This is a genomic window from Bacteroides propionicifaciens DSM 19291 = JCM 14649, from assembly GCF_000375405.1.
In the GTDB taxonomy this organism is placed as follows: domain Bacteria; phylum Bacteroidota; class Bacteroidia; order Bacteroidales; family Bacteroidaceae; genus Bacteroides_E; species Bacteroides_E propionicifaciens.
Genome location: NZ_AQWS01000002.1, coordinates 85,689 through 103,630, shown reverse-complemented (window position 1 = coordinate 103,630; position 17,942 = coordinate 85,689). Strand labels below are relative to the sequence as shown.

The following is a 17,942-nucleotide window of genomic DNA, read 5'->3' as shown; positions in this document are numbered from 1 at the left end:
CACAGACAAAGCTCTTAACTTATGAACTAGTCATTATAATGGATAAGAGTCAAAAGCATACAAATCTGTCGATAGATAGCGTTCGCCCGTGTCAGGTAGAAGCACTACAATGTTTTTACCTGCATTCTCAGGGCGTTGAGCCAACTTAGTTGCAGCAGCAACAGCAGCCCCAGAAGAGATTCCTACAAGTAGTCCTTCTTTGGTTGACAACTCACGTCCTACGCGAATAGCCTCATCGTTTTCAATCTGAACTACCTCGTCAACAACACTAGCATCGTAGTTTTTGGGCACAAAACCTGCACCAATACCTTGAATTTTGTGAGGGCCTGGCTTGCCGCCCGAAAGTACAGGAGAGCTTGCGGGTTCAACAGCTATAATCTTAATCGATGGGTTTTTAGCTTTTAGTGCAGAACCTACTCCACTAACTGTACCACCAGTACCAACACCAGCAACAAACATGTCAACCTTACCATCGGTAGCACTCCATATTTCAGGACCAGTAGTGCGTTTGTGAACTTCAGGGTTAGCCGGATTTTCAAACTGTTGCAAAACTACCGAACCTTCAATTTCTGTTTGAAGAGCCATAGCCTTAGCTATAGCACCCTTCATTCCATCGGCTCCAGGAGTCAGATGCAATTCAGCACCCAGAGCTTTTAATAAGTTTCTACGCTCTACACTCATGGTCTCGGGCATGGTAAGAATTAGTCTATAGCCTTTTGATGCAGCTACAAGCGCCAACCCTACACCGGTATTACCACTAGTAGGTTCAATAATAGTTCCTGACTTTTTAAGCGTTCCCTTGGCTTCGGCATCTTCTACCATAGCTAGGGCAATACGATCTTTAACACTACCTGCTGGATTGAAATATTCTAATTTAGCAATCACTTTCGCTTTAAGCCCCTTGGCAGCATTATAGTTAGTCAGCTCTAGCAATGGAGTTGAGCCGATCAAATCTGTTAGTTTACTTGAAATTTTACTCATAACATCTATTTTTTAAGTGTATGTATTTCTAAATATAAAATAAAGATTTTGATTAACACTTTTGTATAGCCTTTTTTATGTTTTTTATTCGCACTTTTATAACTATCTTTGCAGACTATATCACTTCATTTTAAGCGTATTCAAATGAACCCTTTAGACCATACACTCTGTCTTACTCAGGTCGTAGACCAGTTATCAAATAGCAATTCTTATCAAGAGCTGTTTCATGAGCAAAGAGATGGAGAACTACTCCCTTCCGCTAAAGAGCTCAATACGATTATTGAACTATGTCGAACAATCTTATTTCCTGGGTATTTCGGAAATTCAAGTATAAACAGTAGAACCATCAAATATCACATTGGAGTTAATGTAGAAAGTCTGCTAGAACTTCTTACCGACCAGATATTTGCAGGCTTATGCTTCACTCGCAGACACAATGATCAAGATTGCAGAGAGGTAAAACGTCAAGAAGCAGCCCAAAAGGCTATTTCTTTTATTACGAAACTTCCCGAAATGCGTCATACGCTTGCAACCGATGTAAAAGCAGCTTATATAAGTGATCCTGCTGCGCAAAGTGTTGGAGAAGTTATTTGTTGTTACCCAGCGATACGAGCTATTAGCAATTACCGAATAGCACACGAACTACTACTACTTGGAGCACCTTTGATTCCACGTATGATAACCGAAATGGCACATAGCGAAACAGGAATAGACATTCATCCTGGCGCGCAAATTGGTGGTTTCTTTACCATTGATCACGGTACTGGTGTTGTTATTGGAGCTACAACCATTATTGGAAACAACGTAAAACTATATCAAGGGGTAACCCTTGGAGCCAAGAGTTTTCCTTTAGACGAAAACAACCAACCCATTAAAGGCATCTTAAGACATCCCATCATCGAAGACGATGTCATCATATATTCCAATGCAACGATACTCGGAAGAATCCGTATAGGTAAGGGAGCTGTCATTGGTGGTAATATTTGGGTTACTGAAGATGTAGAATCAAATTCAAGAATAGTACAGCGAAAAGTTTAAAACAAAGATTAATATTATATATTTTAATGAATAAAAACTATGCAATGATTGCTAAAACATTCCAAGGATTGGAAGAGGTTTTAGCAGAAGAGTTAACAGTACTAGGGGCTAGTGATGTACAGATTGGTCGCCGTATGGTATCATTCTCTGGTGATAAAGAGATGATGTACCGAGCCAACTTTTGTCTGCGAACTGCTACTCGTATACTTAAGCCCATCAAAGAATTTACCGCAAAAAATGCTGATGAGGTATATGATGCCATCAAAAACATAGTTTGGGAAGACTACATGGATGTGAATAACACATTTGCTATTGACTCAGTTGTCTTTAGCAACGAGTTTAGACACTCTATGTTCGTTTCTTATAAGGTTAAAGATGCTATTGTTGACTATTTTAGAGATAAAACAGGAAAACGACCATCGGTACGTATTCACAGACCTGACATTTCGCTTAACATCCATATTGCTGAGACGCGATGCACGCTATCGTTAGACTCATCGGGTGAATCGTTACACCGTCGCGGTTACCGCCAAGAAGCTGTTGAGGCCCCTCTGAACGAGGTTCTTGCAGCAGGTATGATTCTACAAGCAGGATGGAAAGGTGAAACCGACTTTATCGACCCCATGTGTGGATCTGGTACTATTCCTATTGAAGCGGCTCTTATTGCAAGAAACATCGCTCCTGGGCTTTTCAGAAAAGAGTTTGCCTTCGAAAGATGGGTTGACTTTGATAAAGAGCTTTTTGAAGAGGTTTATAATGACGACAGCCAAGAGAGAGAGTTCAACCATAAAATTTATGCAAACGATAATAACCCCAATGCTATTGAAATTGCGAGTCGCAACATCAAAGCTGCAGGTGTATCAAAAGACATTGAGTTGGCACTCAAACCTATTCAGCGTTTAGAGCAACCAACTGAGCCAACACTGATGATTACCAACCCACCGTATGGTGAGCGTATCTCTACAGACGATATTCTTGGTTTATACGAAGTAATTGGTGAGAGACTTAAACATGCTTTTTTAGGCAATACGGCTTGGATTCTATCGTATAGAGAAGAGTGCTTTGTGAAAATCGGTTTAAGACCGAGCTTAAAACTACCTCTATTCAACGGCCCACTTGAGTGTGAAATTAGAAAGTATGAGATTTTTGATGGCAAAATGAAGGTTTTCAAAGCAGAAAACCCTAGTGAGCATAGAAAAGACAAACCAAGAGACTCTTCAAAACCACGTGTAAGAACTCCCAAAACCATTGTGCGTGTAAAAGAGGGAGATGCTCCAAAGTTTGAGCGTAAACCTTCAGCAGACTCCTCAACAGGATCTTCAGATAGAGAGCGCTATAAACAACACTACGAAAGAAAAGTTGAGTATCAAAAAAGACTAGAAGAAGGAACGGAGGCTTCCGAAAACTCAGCTACTGAAAATTAAATAAAAGCCCTAAGCACTTTGCTAACTAAGAAGAACATGAGACACAAACTTTACTTACTATTAAGTCTATTTTTTTTAAGTAATACACTTTTTGCTCAAGACACATTAAAAGACCTCACCCTAGAGCATCTTATGCCAGGTGGAAACAGTTATATTTTCCCCGAAAACAGGTATGGATTAAGCTGGTGGGGGGATCAATGTGTGCAAAAAGAGATGGATAACCTTAAACTAATAAACACTAAGAACGGTAAAGAGAAGGTCTTACTGACACGCACCGAGGTCAATCAAATTCTTAGTCAGCAAGGCGTTTCTGAGCTTACAACGTTTTATCAAGCTCAACTTCCTTGGGCAAACCAAAATAGGTTCTACTTCGAACAAGGAGATGAGTATGTTTTAGTGGATTGGGAGGCTAAAACAGCCTCCATTCTCCATAAGACAGCACCCGAAGCCGAAAATAACGATTTTAACCCTATCTCTAAAAATCTTGCCTACACGGTAGGTAATAATTTATGGGTTAACGACAGGCAAATTACAGACAATCCTGAAGGAATAGTTGCGGGTCAAACCGTACACCGCAGTGAGTTTGGAATTCGAAAGGGTACGTTTTGGAGTTCGAAAGGCGACTTACTCGCTTTTTACCTCAAAGACGAGACCATGGTGAGTCAATATCCCCTTGTAGATATTACAAGCAGAGTAGCCTCACTTGAAAATGTACGCTACCCTATGGCAGGCATGGAAAGTCATAAGGTTAAAGTTGGTATATACAACCCAGCAAACCAAAAGACAGTTTACTTAAATACAGGAGATCCGACCAATCGATTCTTTACAAATATCAGCTGGTCACCTGACGACAAGTCAATTTATCTGATTGAGGTAAACAGAGATCAAAATCAATCAAAGCTTTGCCGCTATAACAGTGCAAGTGGAGAACTTGAGATGGTTTTATACGAAGAATCACACCCCTACTACGTAGAACCTCAAACCCCCATTGTATTCTTACCTTGGAATTCAAACCAATTCGTACTCCAAAGTCAAAGAGATGGCTTTAATCATCTCTACCTGATGAATGCCCAAGGGGAAATCATTAAACAACTTACAAGTGGACATTGGTTAGTGCAAGAGCTAGTAGGTTTTAACCCTTCTAGAAAAGAAATTATCCTTACAGCTACAAAACAATCTCCTCTACAGAGTAATATTTTAGCTCTGTCGGTTAACTCAGGTAAATTGCGTGAAATTGACAACCTTGAAGGAGTTCATAGCCCCCTACTTAGCGGCTCAGGAACTTACCTTATAGATAGTTACAGCTCACCAAACTTACCTCGAGTTGTTGATATAGTCAATATTGATAAAGAGACTAGAATCAACTTACTCAAAGCTGAAGACCCCTATAAAGAATATAAACAACCCCATATCCAAGTAGGTACAATCAAAGCCGCTGATGGACAAACAGACCTGTATTATCGATTGGTTACTCCAAGTAAATTAGACAAAGACAAGAAATACCCAGTAATCGTTTATGTTTATGGTGGGCCTCATGCTCAAATGATAAATGGTGGTTGGAACTACGGTGTCAGGGGCTGGGACATATACATGGCAAACAAAGGCTATATTGTTTTTACCTTAGACAATAGGGGTAGTGCAAACCGAGGCCTGGAGTTCGAGAACTGTACTTTCCGCGAACTCGGAATAAAAGAGGGAGAAGACCAAGTTGAAGGTATCAAGTTCCTAAGTACTCTAGATTACGTAGATACAGATAGAATCGGAGTACATGGTTGGAGCTTCGGTGGACACATGACCACAGCACTTATGCTACGCTACCCTCAGATTTTTAAGGTAGGTGTTTCGGGAGGCGCAGTAATGAATTGGGCTCTATACGAGATTATGTATGGTGAGCGCTACATGGATACTCCGCAAACCAACCCCGAAGGATACAAAAAGACAGATCTAACCAATTATGCTAACCTGCTCGAGGGAAGATTGCTGCTTATTCACGACGATCACGACACAACTTGCGTGCCTCAACATACACTCTCTTTTCTTAAAGCGTGTATAAATGCGCGCACTTATCCCGATTTATTTATATATCCTAACCATGCTCATAATGTGCAAGGCCGAGATAGAGTACATTTGTACGAAAAGATAACAAGATATTTTGAAGACTTTTTATAAACTTATTTCTGAATAAAATGAAGCTATTATTATTGGGTTCTGGTGGTAGAGAGCATGCACTGGGATGGAAAATTGCACAAAGTCCGTTAATCGAACAACTTTATATTGCTCCGGGCAATGTGGGGACTCAAACCTTAGGACAAAACATAGCTATTGACCCTTGTGACTTTACAGCCTTGAAAGAGTTTTGCTGCAAGAACGAAGTTACGGTAGTAGTTGTAGGCCCCGAAGCTCCTTTGGTTCAAGGTGTTTACGACTCTTTCAAAGCCGATGATTCGACCAAACACATTACGGTTATTGGCCCATCAAAGAAAGGTGCTCAACTCGAGGGTAGCAAAGAGTTTGCTAAGGCGTTCATGCAGAAATACAATATTCCTACGGCCAAATACAAAAGCATCACACAAAACAATATAGAAGAAGGGTTTGAATTCTTAGAAAGCCTCAAAGCACCTTACGTATTAAAGGCTGACGGTCTTTGTGCTGGTAAAGGTGTGCTAATTTTAGATTCACTAGATGAGGCTAAAAGCGAACTTCAAGAGATGCTTTCGGGTCGTTTTGGACAAGCAAGCACCACGGTTGTTATTGAGGAATTCCTTAGTGGAATAGAGTGCTCTGTTTTTGTACTTACTGACGGAATTGATTATAAGATTCTTCCTGTTGCCAAAGACTATAAGAGAATTGGTGAGGGCGATACAGGGCTAAATACGGGTGGAATGGGTAGTATATCACCAGTTCATTTTGCAGATGAGGTTTTTATGGAAAAAGTAAGAACTCGAATTGTAGAACCCACTGTACACGGAATTCAAAAAGAAAACATTGATTACTTAGGTTTCATCTTTGTGGGTGTAATTTCGGTAGACAATGAGCCCATGGTTATTGAGTATAATGTGCGAATGGGTGACCCTGAAACTGAAAGTGTTATGCTACGCATAAAAAGCGACCTGGTAGAACTATTCCAAGGAATACAAGATGGAACTCTTCAAGACAAAAAGCTAGTAGAAGACCAGCGACATGCAGCTTGTGTAGTCATGGTTAGCGGTGGATATCCTGAAGAATTCAAAAACGGTTATGAAATAACAGGCACTGAGTCGACCAATCCTGATACCCTTGTTTTTCACTCGGGTACAAAAAGTCAGGGAGAGACTATACTCACCAATGGCGGTAGAGTTTTAGCTGTATCTTCTTATGGCAAGACCATGCAGGAAGCATTAAATAACAGCTATCAAAAAGCTAAAGAAATCAATTTTAAAGACAAATACTTCAGAACTGATCTTGGTTTTGATTTAAAATAAATGAGAGATAACTCAATACAGAATAGATACACAACAGGTAGATTTACGCTACCTATTGTGTATATTGCTTGTACAGTAGGCTGGATTATTTCAGCCTACTATACCCCTAGCAACCAATACCCTTTCCCGAGTGATAATCCTATCTGGAATATAATCTCACTCCAGAATTTACCTGCTTGGATTAGCCAATTGGGTACTTACGCTATTTTAAGCTTGGTGGGATACCTACTTATTCAGCTGAACAATCAGTTTACCATTATTACACAAAGAGCAACAGTACAGTCAACCCTGTTTTTACTCTTCATAACAGCCATACCACAGCTACACATCATTCAGCCCAGTATTATTATTGGGTTTTGCTTTGTCTGCAGCACTTATTTCTTATTCCTATCTTATAAAGAGTGGGATTCGATGCGCCAACAGTTCTTTGCGGGAGTATCGATGGCAATAATCTTCTTTATGGAGCCCAAAACGATATTACTATTCCCTATATTCTTGCTAAGTAGAATCACATTCAACTGCATGAATTTAAGGACACTTTGCGCTACACTGTTGGGATTTTGCATGCCGATTTGGTTCTTATTAGCACACGCCATTTGGCACGAGCAGATAGAACTATTTTACTTTCCTTTTACCGATCTATTTAGTGGGCACGATCTGTTCAATTACCATACACTGAGCTGGGATCAGTTGGCTACATGGGGTTATATGGTTTTTATTTCGTTATTGGCTGGAGGATATTTAGTATTCTCACGTACCAAGATGAGAACCCGTACCCGCCAAATGGTAAACCACTTCAATAGAATAGCAATTTACTCGATTGCACTAACACTACTTTACCCCAATATCCTCAGAGAGATTATTCCCATTTGGTTAATCTCAATAAGCTTTACTTACGGCTATGCCTTAATGAGCAATCGGGATAAACTCTCCAATTATCTATTCATGTTTTCAATCTCACTGCTAATCACCTTATTCTGCTTCAACGTATGGATGCTATAATACAATTTCTTATTGACTGGGGTTACCTCGGTATGTTTATTTCAGCCCTTCTTGCCGGAAGTGCCATCCCCTTTAGTTCAGAAGCAGTACTTGCCGCTTTAGTACACCCATCCACAGGACTTGATCCGTGGATTTGTCTTCTAGCAGCATCTGCTGGCAATATTTTGGGCAGTTGCACCTGCTTTGTTATCGGACGTATGGGCCATATGGATTGGTTGGAAAAATACTTCAACATGAAGCCCGAGAAGATTGTAAGGATGCAACATCAACTCAATAAACGCAGTGGTCTGATGGCCTTCTTTGCTTTTATTCCAATTGTTGGTACTGTGATAGTTGTGGCATTGGGGTTTCTGCGAAGCAATTTCCTAGTGGTACTCGTAAGTATGTCAATTGGAAAAGTGCTACGCTACCTATTGGTTATTTACGCAGCTCTAGGTATCTTTAATTATTTTTAAACGATGGACGAACTCATTCTAGAAAAGACAGAGGATGGCAGCGATACGTTGTTTATCCCAGAGATGGACGAGCACTACCACTCAACGAAGGGTGCCCTAACCGAAACAAATTATATTTTTATTGAGAAAGGCTTACTAGCCTCAACTCAAAAAGAAGTTAAAGTGCTCGAGATAGGATTTGGGACAGGATTAAATGCTATTCAAACACTTAAAGCAGCTCAAGAGAATAATATTAAAGTTGCTTTTCATACGCTAGAACTCTACCCTCTAACTTGGGGTAAACTGGAGTCGCTTAGCTATGCAGAACAACCCTATTATAAAGAGATTCACCTTGCACCTTGGGAAAATTTAGTTGAAATTACACCCGAGTTTACCATACATAAGCACCAGTTCGACTTTACAACTTTGCCCACAAAAGATATAGGATCAGCATTTAATGTAATCTATTTCGATGCGTTTGCCCCCGAAAAACAACCAAACATGTGGACTCAACAACTTTTTAACCACCTTTTTGGTTTATTATCTGACGGAGGAATCCTGACCACCTATTGTGCAAAAGGAGTAATCAGAAGAATGCTTCAAGAGGCTGGATTTAAGGTAGAACGACTGCCTGGACCTCCCAATGGTAAACGAGAAATATTAAGAGCAACAAAATTCTAAATTCATGAAACTAAGATATTATATACTCATTCTTTTAACACTGGTTCTAAGCAGCTGTGGACAATCCCAAAAGTCGGATAAAGCCATCATTACAGTTACAATAGAACCCTTACGCTTTTTTACTGAAGCCATAGTAGGCGATCACTTCTCGGTTGTGAGCATGGTTCCCAACGGGACTAGCCCAGAGACCTACGACCCTACTCCACAACAACTGGTTAATCTAGCCAATAGTGCTGCCTACATTAAAATAGGCTATATCGGGTTTGAACTCAGTTGGATGGATAAGATTCAGGAGAATGCCAAGCACCTTGCCATATTTGATAGTTCTAAAGGTTTAGACCTAATTTATGCCGATGGGCATCAACACGGAGATCACTACCATGCAGGAGGAGTTGAACCACATACTTGGAACTCAACGAGGAATGCTAGAATAATAGCCAAGAACATACTCAATGCTGTAACTCAGCTCGATTCTATCAATATTCAGGCCTACAAAGCAAATTACGAATCACTTATTGAACTGATAGATACGACCGAAGATACTATACAGTTGATGCTCAATAATAATCCGCATGCCAAGGGTTTTATGATTTATCATCCTGCCCTATCTTACTATGCTAGAGACTACGACTTAGAGCAAATCAGCATTGAGGAAGAGGGAAAAGAGCCCACTCCAGCGCATCTTAAGAAGCTGATTGAAAAGTGTATGAGCGATAATATACATACGATCTTTATTCAACCAGAGTTTGATCAGAAGAATGCTGAAGTCATCGCCACTCAAACCGATAGCAAAATAGTGGGCATCAATCCGCTCTCCTTTTATTGGCAAGATGAGATGGTTCACATCACTAAAGCTTTAATAGAAAATCAGTAAGCAGAACCCATAACTCGAACTAGAATATGCAACCTATTATTAAGATAAAAGATTTAGCAGCAAGTTACGATCAAAAACAAGTTCTGACCGACATTACCTTAGAGGTATGCAATAATGACTTTTTGGGCATAATTGGCCCCAACGGAGGTGGCAAAACGACACTTATCAAGTGCATCTTGGGTCTCAAAGCCTATGATCGTGGCAACATTAGCTACTTCAAAAATGGGAATGCTGTCAAAAATATAAAAATGGGATACCTACCTCAGTACAACCTAATCGATCGAAAATTCCCAATCTCTGTTCGTGAGGTTATTCTCTCGGGCTTAAGAAGAGAGAGAGGCTTGATTCTTAGACATAACAAACAAGAAATCCAGCATGCTCAGTTAATCATTGAGCGCATGGGATTGGAGACTTTAGAAGATCGTCCAATAGGTCAACTCAGCGGAGGACAACTCCAACGTGCTTTACTTGGAAGAGCCATAATTTCGGATCCTGAAGTGCTCATTCTCGACGAACCAAATACCTATATCGATAAAAGATTTCAAGATAAGCTATATGACCTACTCGAGGACATCCAAAAGGAGTGTGCTATAATTTTGGTCAGCCATGACATCAGTACCGTACTCAAAAAAGTACAGAAAGTAGCCTATGTAAACCAAACTCTAAAGTATTACCCTGATGCTCAAGTCTTATCTACGGCTAGTGTGCAAGATATTTTTTAATTTATTGATTAACTCAACTGTTTTATTTAGTAAAATAAAGAAACGAAAACATATAGCTTGAGTTATATCATTAATATTTAGCTTCTTAAAATAGTTTAATCATTAAATTTCTATCGGCTCACACAATTTACTTATATTTGCAGCTTTAACATTGCAATTAAAATCATTAATTTCTATTGGATGAAACACTATAAAGCAATCAATAACCTCACAGGGTTTATTGTTTTTTTCATAGCGGCACTCGTTTATGGCTTGACTATAGAGCCCACAGCCAGTTTTTGGGACTGTGGAGAATTTATTCTTTCGGCTTTTAAACTTGAAGTTGGTCACCCACCTGGCGCCCCTTTCTTTATGCTAACAGCGAATTTCTTTTCGCTATTTGTAAGTGACCCAACGAAAGTTGCCATGATGGTAAACCTTATGAGTGCACTGATGAGTGCAGCTTGTATCATGTTTCTCTATTGGACTATAACTTACCTCACTCAAAAACTAATCAACGTTACAGACGGATTTAAACGAAGCTCTCAAATGATTACGGTCATTGGTAGTGGTCTTGTTGGTGCATTTGTTTACATGTTTAGCGACACCTTTTGGTTTAGTGCTGTTGAAGGTGAGGTTTATGCCTATTCATCTCTATTTACAGCCGTTGTATTCTGGCTCATCTTAAAATGGGATGCCGATGAAGACTCACCAGCAGCCGATAGATGGCTTATTTTAATTGCATACCTAACAGGTTTAAGTATTGGAGTCCATTTGCTGAATTTACTCTGCATTCCTGCTATTGTGATGGTTTATTACTTCAAGAAAAGACCTGAAGCAAAGTTAAAAGACTCACTTATCGTATTAACTCTATCAGGAATACTTGTAGGCTTGGTGCTTTATGGACTTGTTCCTGGGGTTATCAAGGTTGGAGGTGCTTTTGAACTATTCTTTGTTAACACGCTAGGATTTAGCTTCAACACAGGTATTATGGTCTATATGATGGCCTTAATCTTGATTTTAGCTTGGGGAATATATGAGTCCATACACTTAAAAAGTGGCAAAAGACTACTTATCTCTTTTTTAGCTACTATAGCTATTGTAGGGATTCCGTTCTTTGGAGAGGGCACAACAAGCCTACTTGTTGGCATAGTAGTTCTTGTAGCCATAGGCTTTGCCGTTCAAAGGTTTAAGAAAGTATTCAATTCGCGTGTAATCAATACTGTTGTGCTTTGCATTACATTTATCATGGTAGGTTATTCTAGCTATACACTAATTGTGATGCGTTCGATTGCCAACACGCCAATGGATCAAAACTCACCCGAAGATATCTTTACCTTGGGTAGCTATTTGGGTAGAGAGCAATACGGTTCTCGTCCACTATTCTATGGTGAAACCTTTAATTCTATTCCTAAAACAAATGCAGATGGTACGTTTGCTCGTGAAAAAGCATCGCACACCTATATTCCTAAAACAAAATTAAGCCCTAATGAGCCCGACTCTTACGAGGTATCGCCAAAACCAGCCGACTATATTTTTGAGCAAAACATGCTATTTCCACGTATGTACAGCCAGGGACATGCTCAAGCTTATGAGCAATGGGTAGATATTGAGGGCAATCAAGTGCCCTACTACTATAATGGTCAGGTCGTACCTGTAACCATTCCTACTCAGTGGGAAAATGTTCAGTTCTTCTTGAAATATCAAGTAGGATACATGTATTGGAGGTACTTCTTATGGAACTTTGTAGGCCGCCAAAACGACCTTCAGGGTCAGGGCGATCTCGATAAAGGCAATTGGATAACGGGTATCCCTTTTATTGATAATATGGCCTATGGAGATCAAGACAAGCTTCCTGACTCCCTTAAACAGAATAAAGGACATAATGTATTTTATGGTCTTCCACTATTGCTGGGTATTCTTGGACTACTTTGGCAACTCAATAAGGGTAGAAAAGGGACAAAGCAGTTTAGCATTGTTTTCCTACTCTTCTTTATGACAGGTTTAGCAATTATCTTATACCTAAACCAGACACCAATGCAGGTGCGTGAGCGTGATTATGCCTATGCAGGATCGTTCTATGCCTTTGCCATCTGGGTCGGCATGGGAGTAGCAGGAATTGTTCGACTCATAAAAGACATTACCAACAAGGAAACCCCAGCCATAGCAGGACTTGTTACTGGGCTATGTATACTTGTGCCCATCCAAATGGGTTGCCAGACTTGGGATGATCACGATCGTTCTCACCGCTATTTTGCAAGAGATTTTGGTCAAAACTACCTAAACAGTACGCAAGTAGAGGGTGCTCCTATCCTATTCAATAACGGCGATAACGATACTTTCCCTCTTTGGTACAATCAAGAGGTTGAGGGTGTTCGTTTAGATACACGTACTTGTAATTTTAGCTATATCAATACCGATTGGTATATCGACCAAATGAAGAGACCTGCTTACCAAAGCCCTAGTCTACCGATTACTTGGCCTGAAAAGTACTATGCTCACAACACAAATAACGGTGTTGAAGTGCGTCCAGAGATGAAAGAACTTATCCTGAGCGAGCAAAGAAAAGCAAAACAGAAAGCTGCTGAAGGTGATGATAAGCTCTTGAAACTATTCAACATGAAGTATGGTGAAGATCCGTTCAGCGTACAAAACGTATTCGAAAAATGGGTGATGTCTGACGATCCTAAGCTAAGAGTAATCCCAACCGATACGCTGACAATCCCTGTTGACAAAGCTGCCGTGTTAGCTTCGGGCATGATGATTCCCCAGGGAATGGAAGATAGTATCCCTGATAAGATGTATATCTCACTCAAAAACACGCGTGTCTTAACAAAGGGAAATATGATGTTCCTTGAAATTTTAGCGCGCTCTAACTGGGAACGCCCCGTTTACGTAGCTGTATCTGTTGGAGGTAACGAATACCTGAACCTAGACAAATACTTAGTACAAGAGGGATTAGCTTATCGCTTCACACCATTTAATTGGGAAGAAATCAGAAAGCAAAAACTGACTGAGAAATATCCTGAGATCGATCCTGCAAAGATTCCTTTTGAGATAACTATTGATACCGACAAGATGTACGATAACATCATGAACCGATTCAAGTTTGGTGGTATGAACGTTGAGGGTATCTATATTGATGAGAATGCGATGCGTATGTGTCTTACGCATAGAAGAATCATGGTTCAGCTTGCCGATCAACTGATCGAAGAGGGTGAAAATGACAAAGCACTTGAGGTATTAGACTTCTGTGAAGAACAGATTCCTGCCAAGAATGTCCCTCACGACTTCCAAAGCTATTCACATATTATGGCTGAGAATTATTACACCTTAGGTAAACAAGACAAAGGTGACCAAATAGCTAGAGCACTGGCTGACGATGCTGTGGCCTATATCGACTGGAGTCTGTCGCTATCTGATGCACAATTACCAAATGTGCTCTCTTCATTGAGTTACCATTTTAGTTTAATGCGCAATGCTATCGGACTAATGAGTCAAAACGACTCAACTTATGCCGACGAATACATGCAAAAGCAACAAAGTCTAGCTAAGGTTTTGGATAAAAGGATCCAAAAACTTAGAAATAACCAATAAAATTCGATCTTTGAAAAGAAGGAGAAGTTAGAATCTTCTCCTTTCTTTCATTTCAAGATGATGATATGTTAATAGAACAACCACCCAAGTTTTTTAGAGCGCTATACCCTAGTGCCATCTTTAGAATGGACCCAAACGAACATTCTATTTACTTGACCTTTGATGATGGCCCGATTCCTGAGGTTACACCCTGGGTGCTTGATATCTTAAACAAGTATAATGTAAAAGCTACCTTCTTTATGGTGGGTGATAATATCCACAAATACCCAGAGATTTTTCAACGTGTAGTTGATCAAGGACATAAACTGGGTAACCACACCTATAACCATATTCGTGGATTTGAATATTGGAGCAATAAGTATCTCAAGAATGCTAAGAAGGCTGACGAATATATGCATACCGATCTCTTTAGACCCCCACACGGACATATGAGATGGATGCAGTACCGACTGCTCAAAAAGTATTATAAGATTATCATGTGGGATGTCGTTACCCGTGATTATAGTACAAAATTAAGAGGACCACAGGTTTTAGCCAATGTAATGAAATATACGCGCAACGGCTCAATCATTACATTTCACGACTCACTAAAATCGTGGAAAAATGGCAACCTACAATATGCTCTTCCCCGATCCATTGAATTCCTAATCGAAGAAGGTTATGAATTTAAACTACTCTAAAACAGAGCTCACAGAACTCATAAAAGAAAAAGCCTACTTGCTAGGCTTTACTGCTATTGGTATGGCTTTGGCTGAACCCATTGATCAAAAGGATTTAGAAGCCTACAAAGAGTGGATAGAAAAAGGCTATCACAGTCAGATGGGCTACCTAGCCAATAATCTAGAGAAAAGAATTGACCCCACACTCCTCGAAGATGGGACAAAAACCATCATTTCACTGGCGTATAACTATTACCCATCCCAATTTATCGCTCCCGATCAATACCAACTTGCTTGGTATAGCTACGCCAAAGACTACCATTACATAGTAAAGGATAAACTCACCGAATTATTCAATTACATCAATCAGATTCAACCCATTAATGGCCGTGTATTTTGTGATACTGCGCCTGTGCTTGAACGCTATTGGGCTTGGAAATCGGGGCTGGGCTGGATTGGAAAGAATACACAATTGATAATCCCTAAAGCGGGTTCTACCTTCTTTTTAGGTGAACTTTTTATCGATATTGAGCTCGACTACGACACACCTCAACGCAACCGATGCGGCACATGCCGAAGATGCCTTCAGGCCTGCCCAACAAATGCACTAGAGGCTCCATTTCTGCTCAATGCCAACAAATGTATCTCCTACCAAACCATAGAGAATAAGGGTGAAATAGATAAAGACATCATCTCCCATTTAGGCGATAAAATTTACGGTTGTGACGACTGCATCAAGGCCTGTCCATGGACTCGTTTTGCTAAGCCATCTCTAGAACCTGCCTTTAGAATCTCCGACGAGCTACTTAACATGAAAAAAGAAGACTGGCATGAGCTTTCCGAAAAGCAATATCAGGAATTATTTAGAAAATCAGCCGTTAAAAGAGCCAAGTTTACCGGGCTAGTCCGAAACATTCGGGCAACTAAAGACTAACCATAGGCTGACTCACAAGTTCCCACTTACTCGCACTACCCAAACGAGCTGCTCGCTTAACATACTCATTTAGTCAAAACAGTATATCCTATTCTACAGGCTAGACAACGGTTTTTATCGCAGTACTCTTTCTGAAGTTGAATCAGGGCTTGACTATCACCTGCATGATCAACTCCAACGTGTGCGGCACGCCAAAGCCGAGTAATGTAATTATTTTCAGGTTTTATCTGATTTAAAAGCTCAATAGCCAACTCCATTTTCGGCTGGCTGTTTTGATGCTTAGCATAGGCATACAAAAATGGAGATACACTGTTAATGATTAAGAGATCTTTGGCCTGCCGAGTCAAGACCTTATCACGTGAAGCGATCTCTTTACCAAAAATTACATGAGTCTGCCAATAAGGACTAGTCTTAAAGTCAAGTGCTTTATAAACATCGTCTATACGGGTAGAATCCAAAAGGTTGGAGAGTTGTGTTCTCTGACAGCTATAAAACCAAGCGAGCTGAGCTAAACGAACATGGGGATAATTGCCTGGTTTGAACTGCCTAGCTATCCAAGGGTAATCTGCTACATTAAGATTGAACTTTACACTCAAAAAGGCAAACTCATCTTGAAGCTCACGCATATATCGGTCAGATGGATCTGTCTGTAATAAACCAGCGAGACCAAAAAAGATTGCCTCAACCTGAAATAACGAATCCTTATGCTTATCAAGTGCACGATAGGGTAAACTCTTTGCCCACCGCTCAAAAACATCACCCCGGATACCAAACCCGAAATTACGAGCTAGTGCAATAAAGAATATATCTTCCCATAGATAATTTTGGGATTCAAATAGCTCTTGAAGACGGGTTTGCTTGGTTTCGAGTCGTTCTACACGAAGGGCTTCGAACCACAAATGAAGTCGCAGCTTATCTACTAGCAACAAAGACTTTGAGCAATGTGGCTGGTATCGAGTATCCCTAAGCCTGACGTATCTATCGATTAGTTCAGGGGGTAAAGACAAAATTAGTTTTGGGATAGCATCATCTGTGGCGCACAAATCAGACTTGGCTGACTCCACCTGAGCATAAACTTCAAGAATAACTGAATCTTGAAGCAAAGATTTAGTGGAAAGATCAGCAGGAGCACCACTATGATGCCCATGTACCAGAATATTGCCCACCCAAAGGGTGTGATCAATTATTAACTTTGCATTTAAAAAAGTAGGACCTACACTGTAGTTTCTAAGTCCTGAGTCGATTACCTCTACGGGAAGATGATTAGTGGTCTCTAGAGGTGAGCTGGTGAACAGTTTGTACTGCCACACGTAATATAAAAGCTCCTCCATATGAACAAGTTGTGTTTCTCAACTATCAAATATAATAAAAATATTATCTTTGTATTAGTACGGAATAAAAAATTCACACAAACTTTTGAAGATTATGAAGATAGCACTTATAGGATATGGAAAGATGGGGAAAGAGATTGAGCGTATAGCCAAAACCAGAGGTCACGAAATCGTCTCCATAATTGACCACGATAATCGCGGTGATTTTGAAAGTGAAGCTTTTAAATCGGCTGATGTTGCCATTGAGTTTACAAATCCTAGTTCAGCTTACGATAACTATATTCAAGCTTTTAAGGCTGGCGTTAAAGTTGTTTCGGGCACTACAGGCTGGCTCGAAGAGCATGAGGAAGAGATAAATAGTCTTTGTCAGAACCAAGGTAAAACACTATTTTGGTCTTCAAACTTTAGCCTAGGTGTAGCTATATTTTCATCAGTAAATAAGTACCTCGCCAAGATAATGAACGATTTTCCTGCTTATGATGTCAAAATGAGTGAAACTCACCATATCCATAAGCTTGATGCACCGAGTGGTACTGCTATTACGCTTGCCGAAGGAGTGCTGGAGAATATCAATCGCAAAACAGAATGGGTAAATGACCCATCAGTCAAAAGCGAAGACTTATATATTGAATCAATCCGTGAGGGAGAAGTTCCCGGTATACATACCATAAGCTACGAATCGGAAGCAGATACAATAACCATCACTCACAATGCTAAGAACCGTTCAGGCTTTGCTCTTGGAGCTGTTATTGCAGCTGAATTCACTGCAAAAAACGATGGTTGGTTGCAAATGTCAGACCTATTTACCTTCCTTAAATAAGATTA

General features: G+C 40.1%; 15 protein-coding genes. 13 read left to right on the top strand and 2 right to left on the bottom strand.

Features of this window, described 5'->3' with window-relative positions; genetic code table 11:
• Window positions 1–33 precede the first annotated feature (33 nt).
• Window positions 34–981, bottom strand: a complete 948-nt coding sequence (gene cysK / locus B091_RS0101125; RefSeq protein WP_018108163.1) for a cysteine synthase A — start codon at window positions 979–981, stop codon at window positions 34–36.
• A 144-nt stretch (window positions 982–1,125) separates the two neighbouring features.
• Here cysK and B091_RS0101120 point away from each other — a divergent pair, with 144 nt between their 5' ends.
• The 12 genes from B091_RS0101120 (at window position 1,126) to queG (ending at window position 15,786) form a co-directional block, all read left to right on the top strand.
• Window positions 1,126–2,019 (top strand): serine O-acetyltransferase, encoded by an 894-nt coding sequence (locus B091_RS0101120; protein ID WP_018108162.1) that lies wholly within the window; start codon window positions 1,126–1,128, stop codon window positions 2,017–2,019.
• Between the two features lie 26 nt (window positions 2,020–2,045).
• Window positions 2,046–3,443: a THUMP domain-containing class I SAM-dependent RNA methyltransferase gene (locus tag B091_RS0101115; RefSeq protein WP_018108161.1), complete on the top strand. Its 1,398-nt coding sequence runs from the start codon at window positions 2,046–2,048 to the stop codon at window positions 3,441–3,443.
• A 36-nt stretch (window positions 3,444–3,479) separates the two neighbouring features.
• The gene (locus B091_RS0101110; protein ID WP_018108160.1) at window positions 3,480–5,612 is read left to right on the top strand and encodes a S9 family peptidase; all 2,133 of its coding nucleotides are present in this window, start codon (window positions 3,480–3,482) and stop codon (window positions 5,610–5,612) included.
• Between the two features lie 17 nt (window positions 5,613–5,629).
• Window positions 5,630–6,904 carry a phosphoribosylamine--glycine ligase gene (gene purD / locus B091_RS0101105; RefSeq protein ID WP_018108159.1) on the top strand — a complete coding sequence of 425 codons (1,275 nt, stop codon included), beginning with the start codon at window positions 5,630–5,632 and terminating at the stop codon, window positions 6,902–6,904.
• Window positions 6,905–7,906: a hypothetical protein gene (locus B091_RS0101100; RefSeq protein WP_018108158.1), complete on the top strand. Its 1,002-nt coding sequence runs from the start codon at window positions 6,905–6,907 to the stop codon at window positions 7,904–7,906.
• Window positions 7,894–8,361: a YqaA family protein gene (locus B091_RS0101095; RefSeq protein WP_018108157.1), complete on the top strand. Its 468-nt coding sequence runs from the start codon at window positions 7,894–7,896 to the stop codon at window positions 8,359–8,361. The genes B091_RS0101100 and B091_RS0101095 overlap by 13 nt, the downstream gene beginning before the upstream one ends.
• Before the next feature lie 3 nt (window positions 8,362–8,364).
• The gene (gene mnmC2 / locus B091_RS0101090; RefSeq protein ID WP_018108156.1) at window positions 8,365–9,021 is read left to right on the top strand and encodes a tRNA (5-methylaminomethyl-2-thiouridine)(34)-methyltransferase MnmC2; all 657 of its coding nucleotides are present in this window, start codon (window positions 8,365–8,367) and stop codon (window positions 9,019–9,021) included.
• 4 nt (window positions 9,022–9,025) lie between these two features.
• The gene (locus B091_RS0101085; protein ID WP_018108155.1) at window positions 9,026–9,895 is read left to right on the top strand and encodes a metal ABC transporter solute-binding protein, Zn/Mn family; all 870 of its coding nucleotides are present in this window, start codon (window positions 9,026–9,028) and stop codon (window positions 9,893–9,895) included.
• A gap of 26 nt (window positions 9,896–9,921) precedes the next feature.
• Window positions 9,922–10,617 carry a metal ABC transporter ATP-binding protein gene (locus tag B091_RS0101080; RefSeq protein WP_018108154.1) on the top strand — a complete coding sequence of 232 codons (696 nt, stop codon included), beginning with the start codon at window positions 9,922–9,924 and terminating at the stop codon, window positions 10,615–10,617.
• Window positions 10,618–10,797: 180 nt separating this feature from the next.
• A complete protein-coding gene (locus tag B091_RS0101075) occupies window positions 10,798–14,193 on the top strand; it encodes a glycosyltransferase family 117 protein (protein WP_018108153.1) in 3,396 nt (1,131 codons plus the stop codon).
• A gap of 65 nt (window positions 14,194–14,258) precedes the next feature.
• Entirely contained in the window at window positions 14,259–14,873 is a 615-nt protein-coding gene (locus B091_RS0101070) for a polysaccharide deacetylase family protein (RefSeq protein WP_018108152.1), read from the top strand.
• Window positions 14,854–15,786, top strand: a complete 933-nt coding sequence (gene queG / locus B091_RS0101065) for a tRNA epoxyqueuosine(34) reductase QueG (protein ID WP_018108151.1) — start codon at window positions 14,854–14,856, stop codon at window positions 15,784–15,786. The genes B091_RS0101070 and queG overlap by 20 nt, the downstream gene beginning before the upstream one ends.
• A gap of 65 nt (window positions 15,787–15,851) precedes the next feature.
• On the opposite strand, the gene B091_RS0101060 is transcribed toward queG, so the two are convergent.
• Entirely contained in the window at window positions 15,852–17,117 is a 1,266-nt protein-coding gene (locus B091_RS0101060) for a DUF2851 family protein (RefSeq protein ID WP_018108150.1), read from the bottom strand.
• A gap of 94 nt (window positions 17,118–17,211) precedes the next feature.
• Between B091_RS0101060 and dapB the strand changes: the two genes are divergently transcribed.
• Entirely contained in the window at window positions 17,212–17,937 is a 726-nt protein-coding gene (dapB, locus tag B091_RS0101055; protein ID WP_025069328.1) for a 4-hydroxy-tetrahydrodipicolinate reductase, read from the top strand.
• Window positions 17,938–17,942 lie beyond the last annotated feature (5 nt).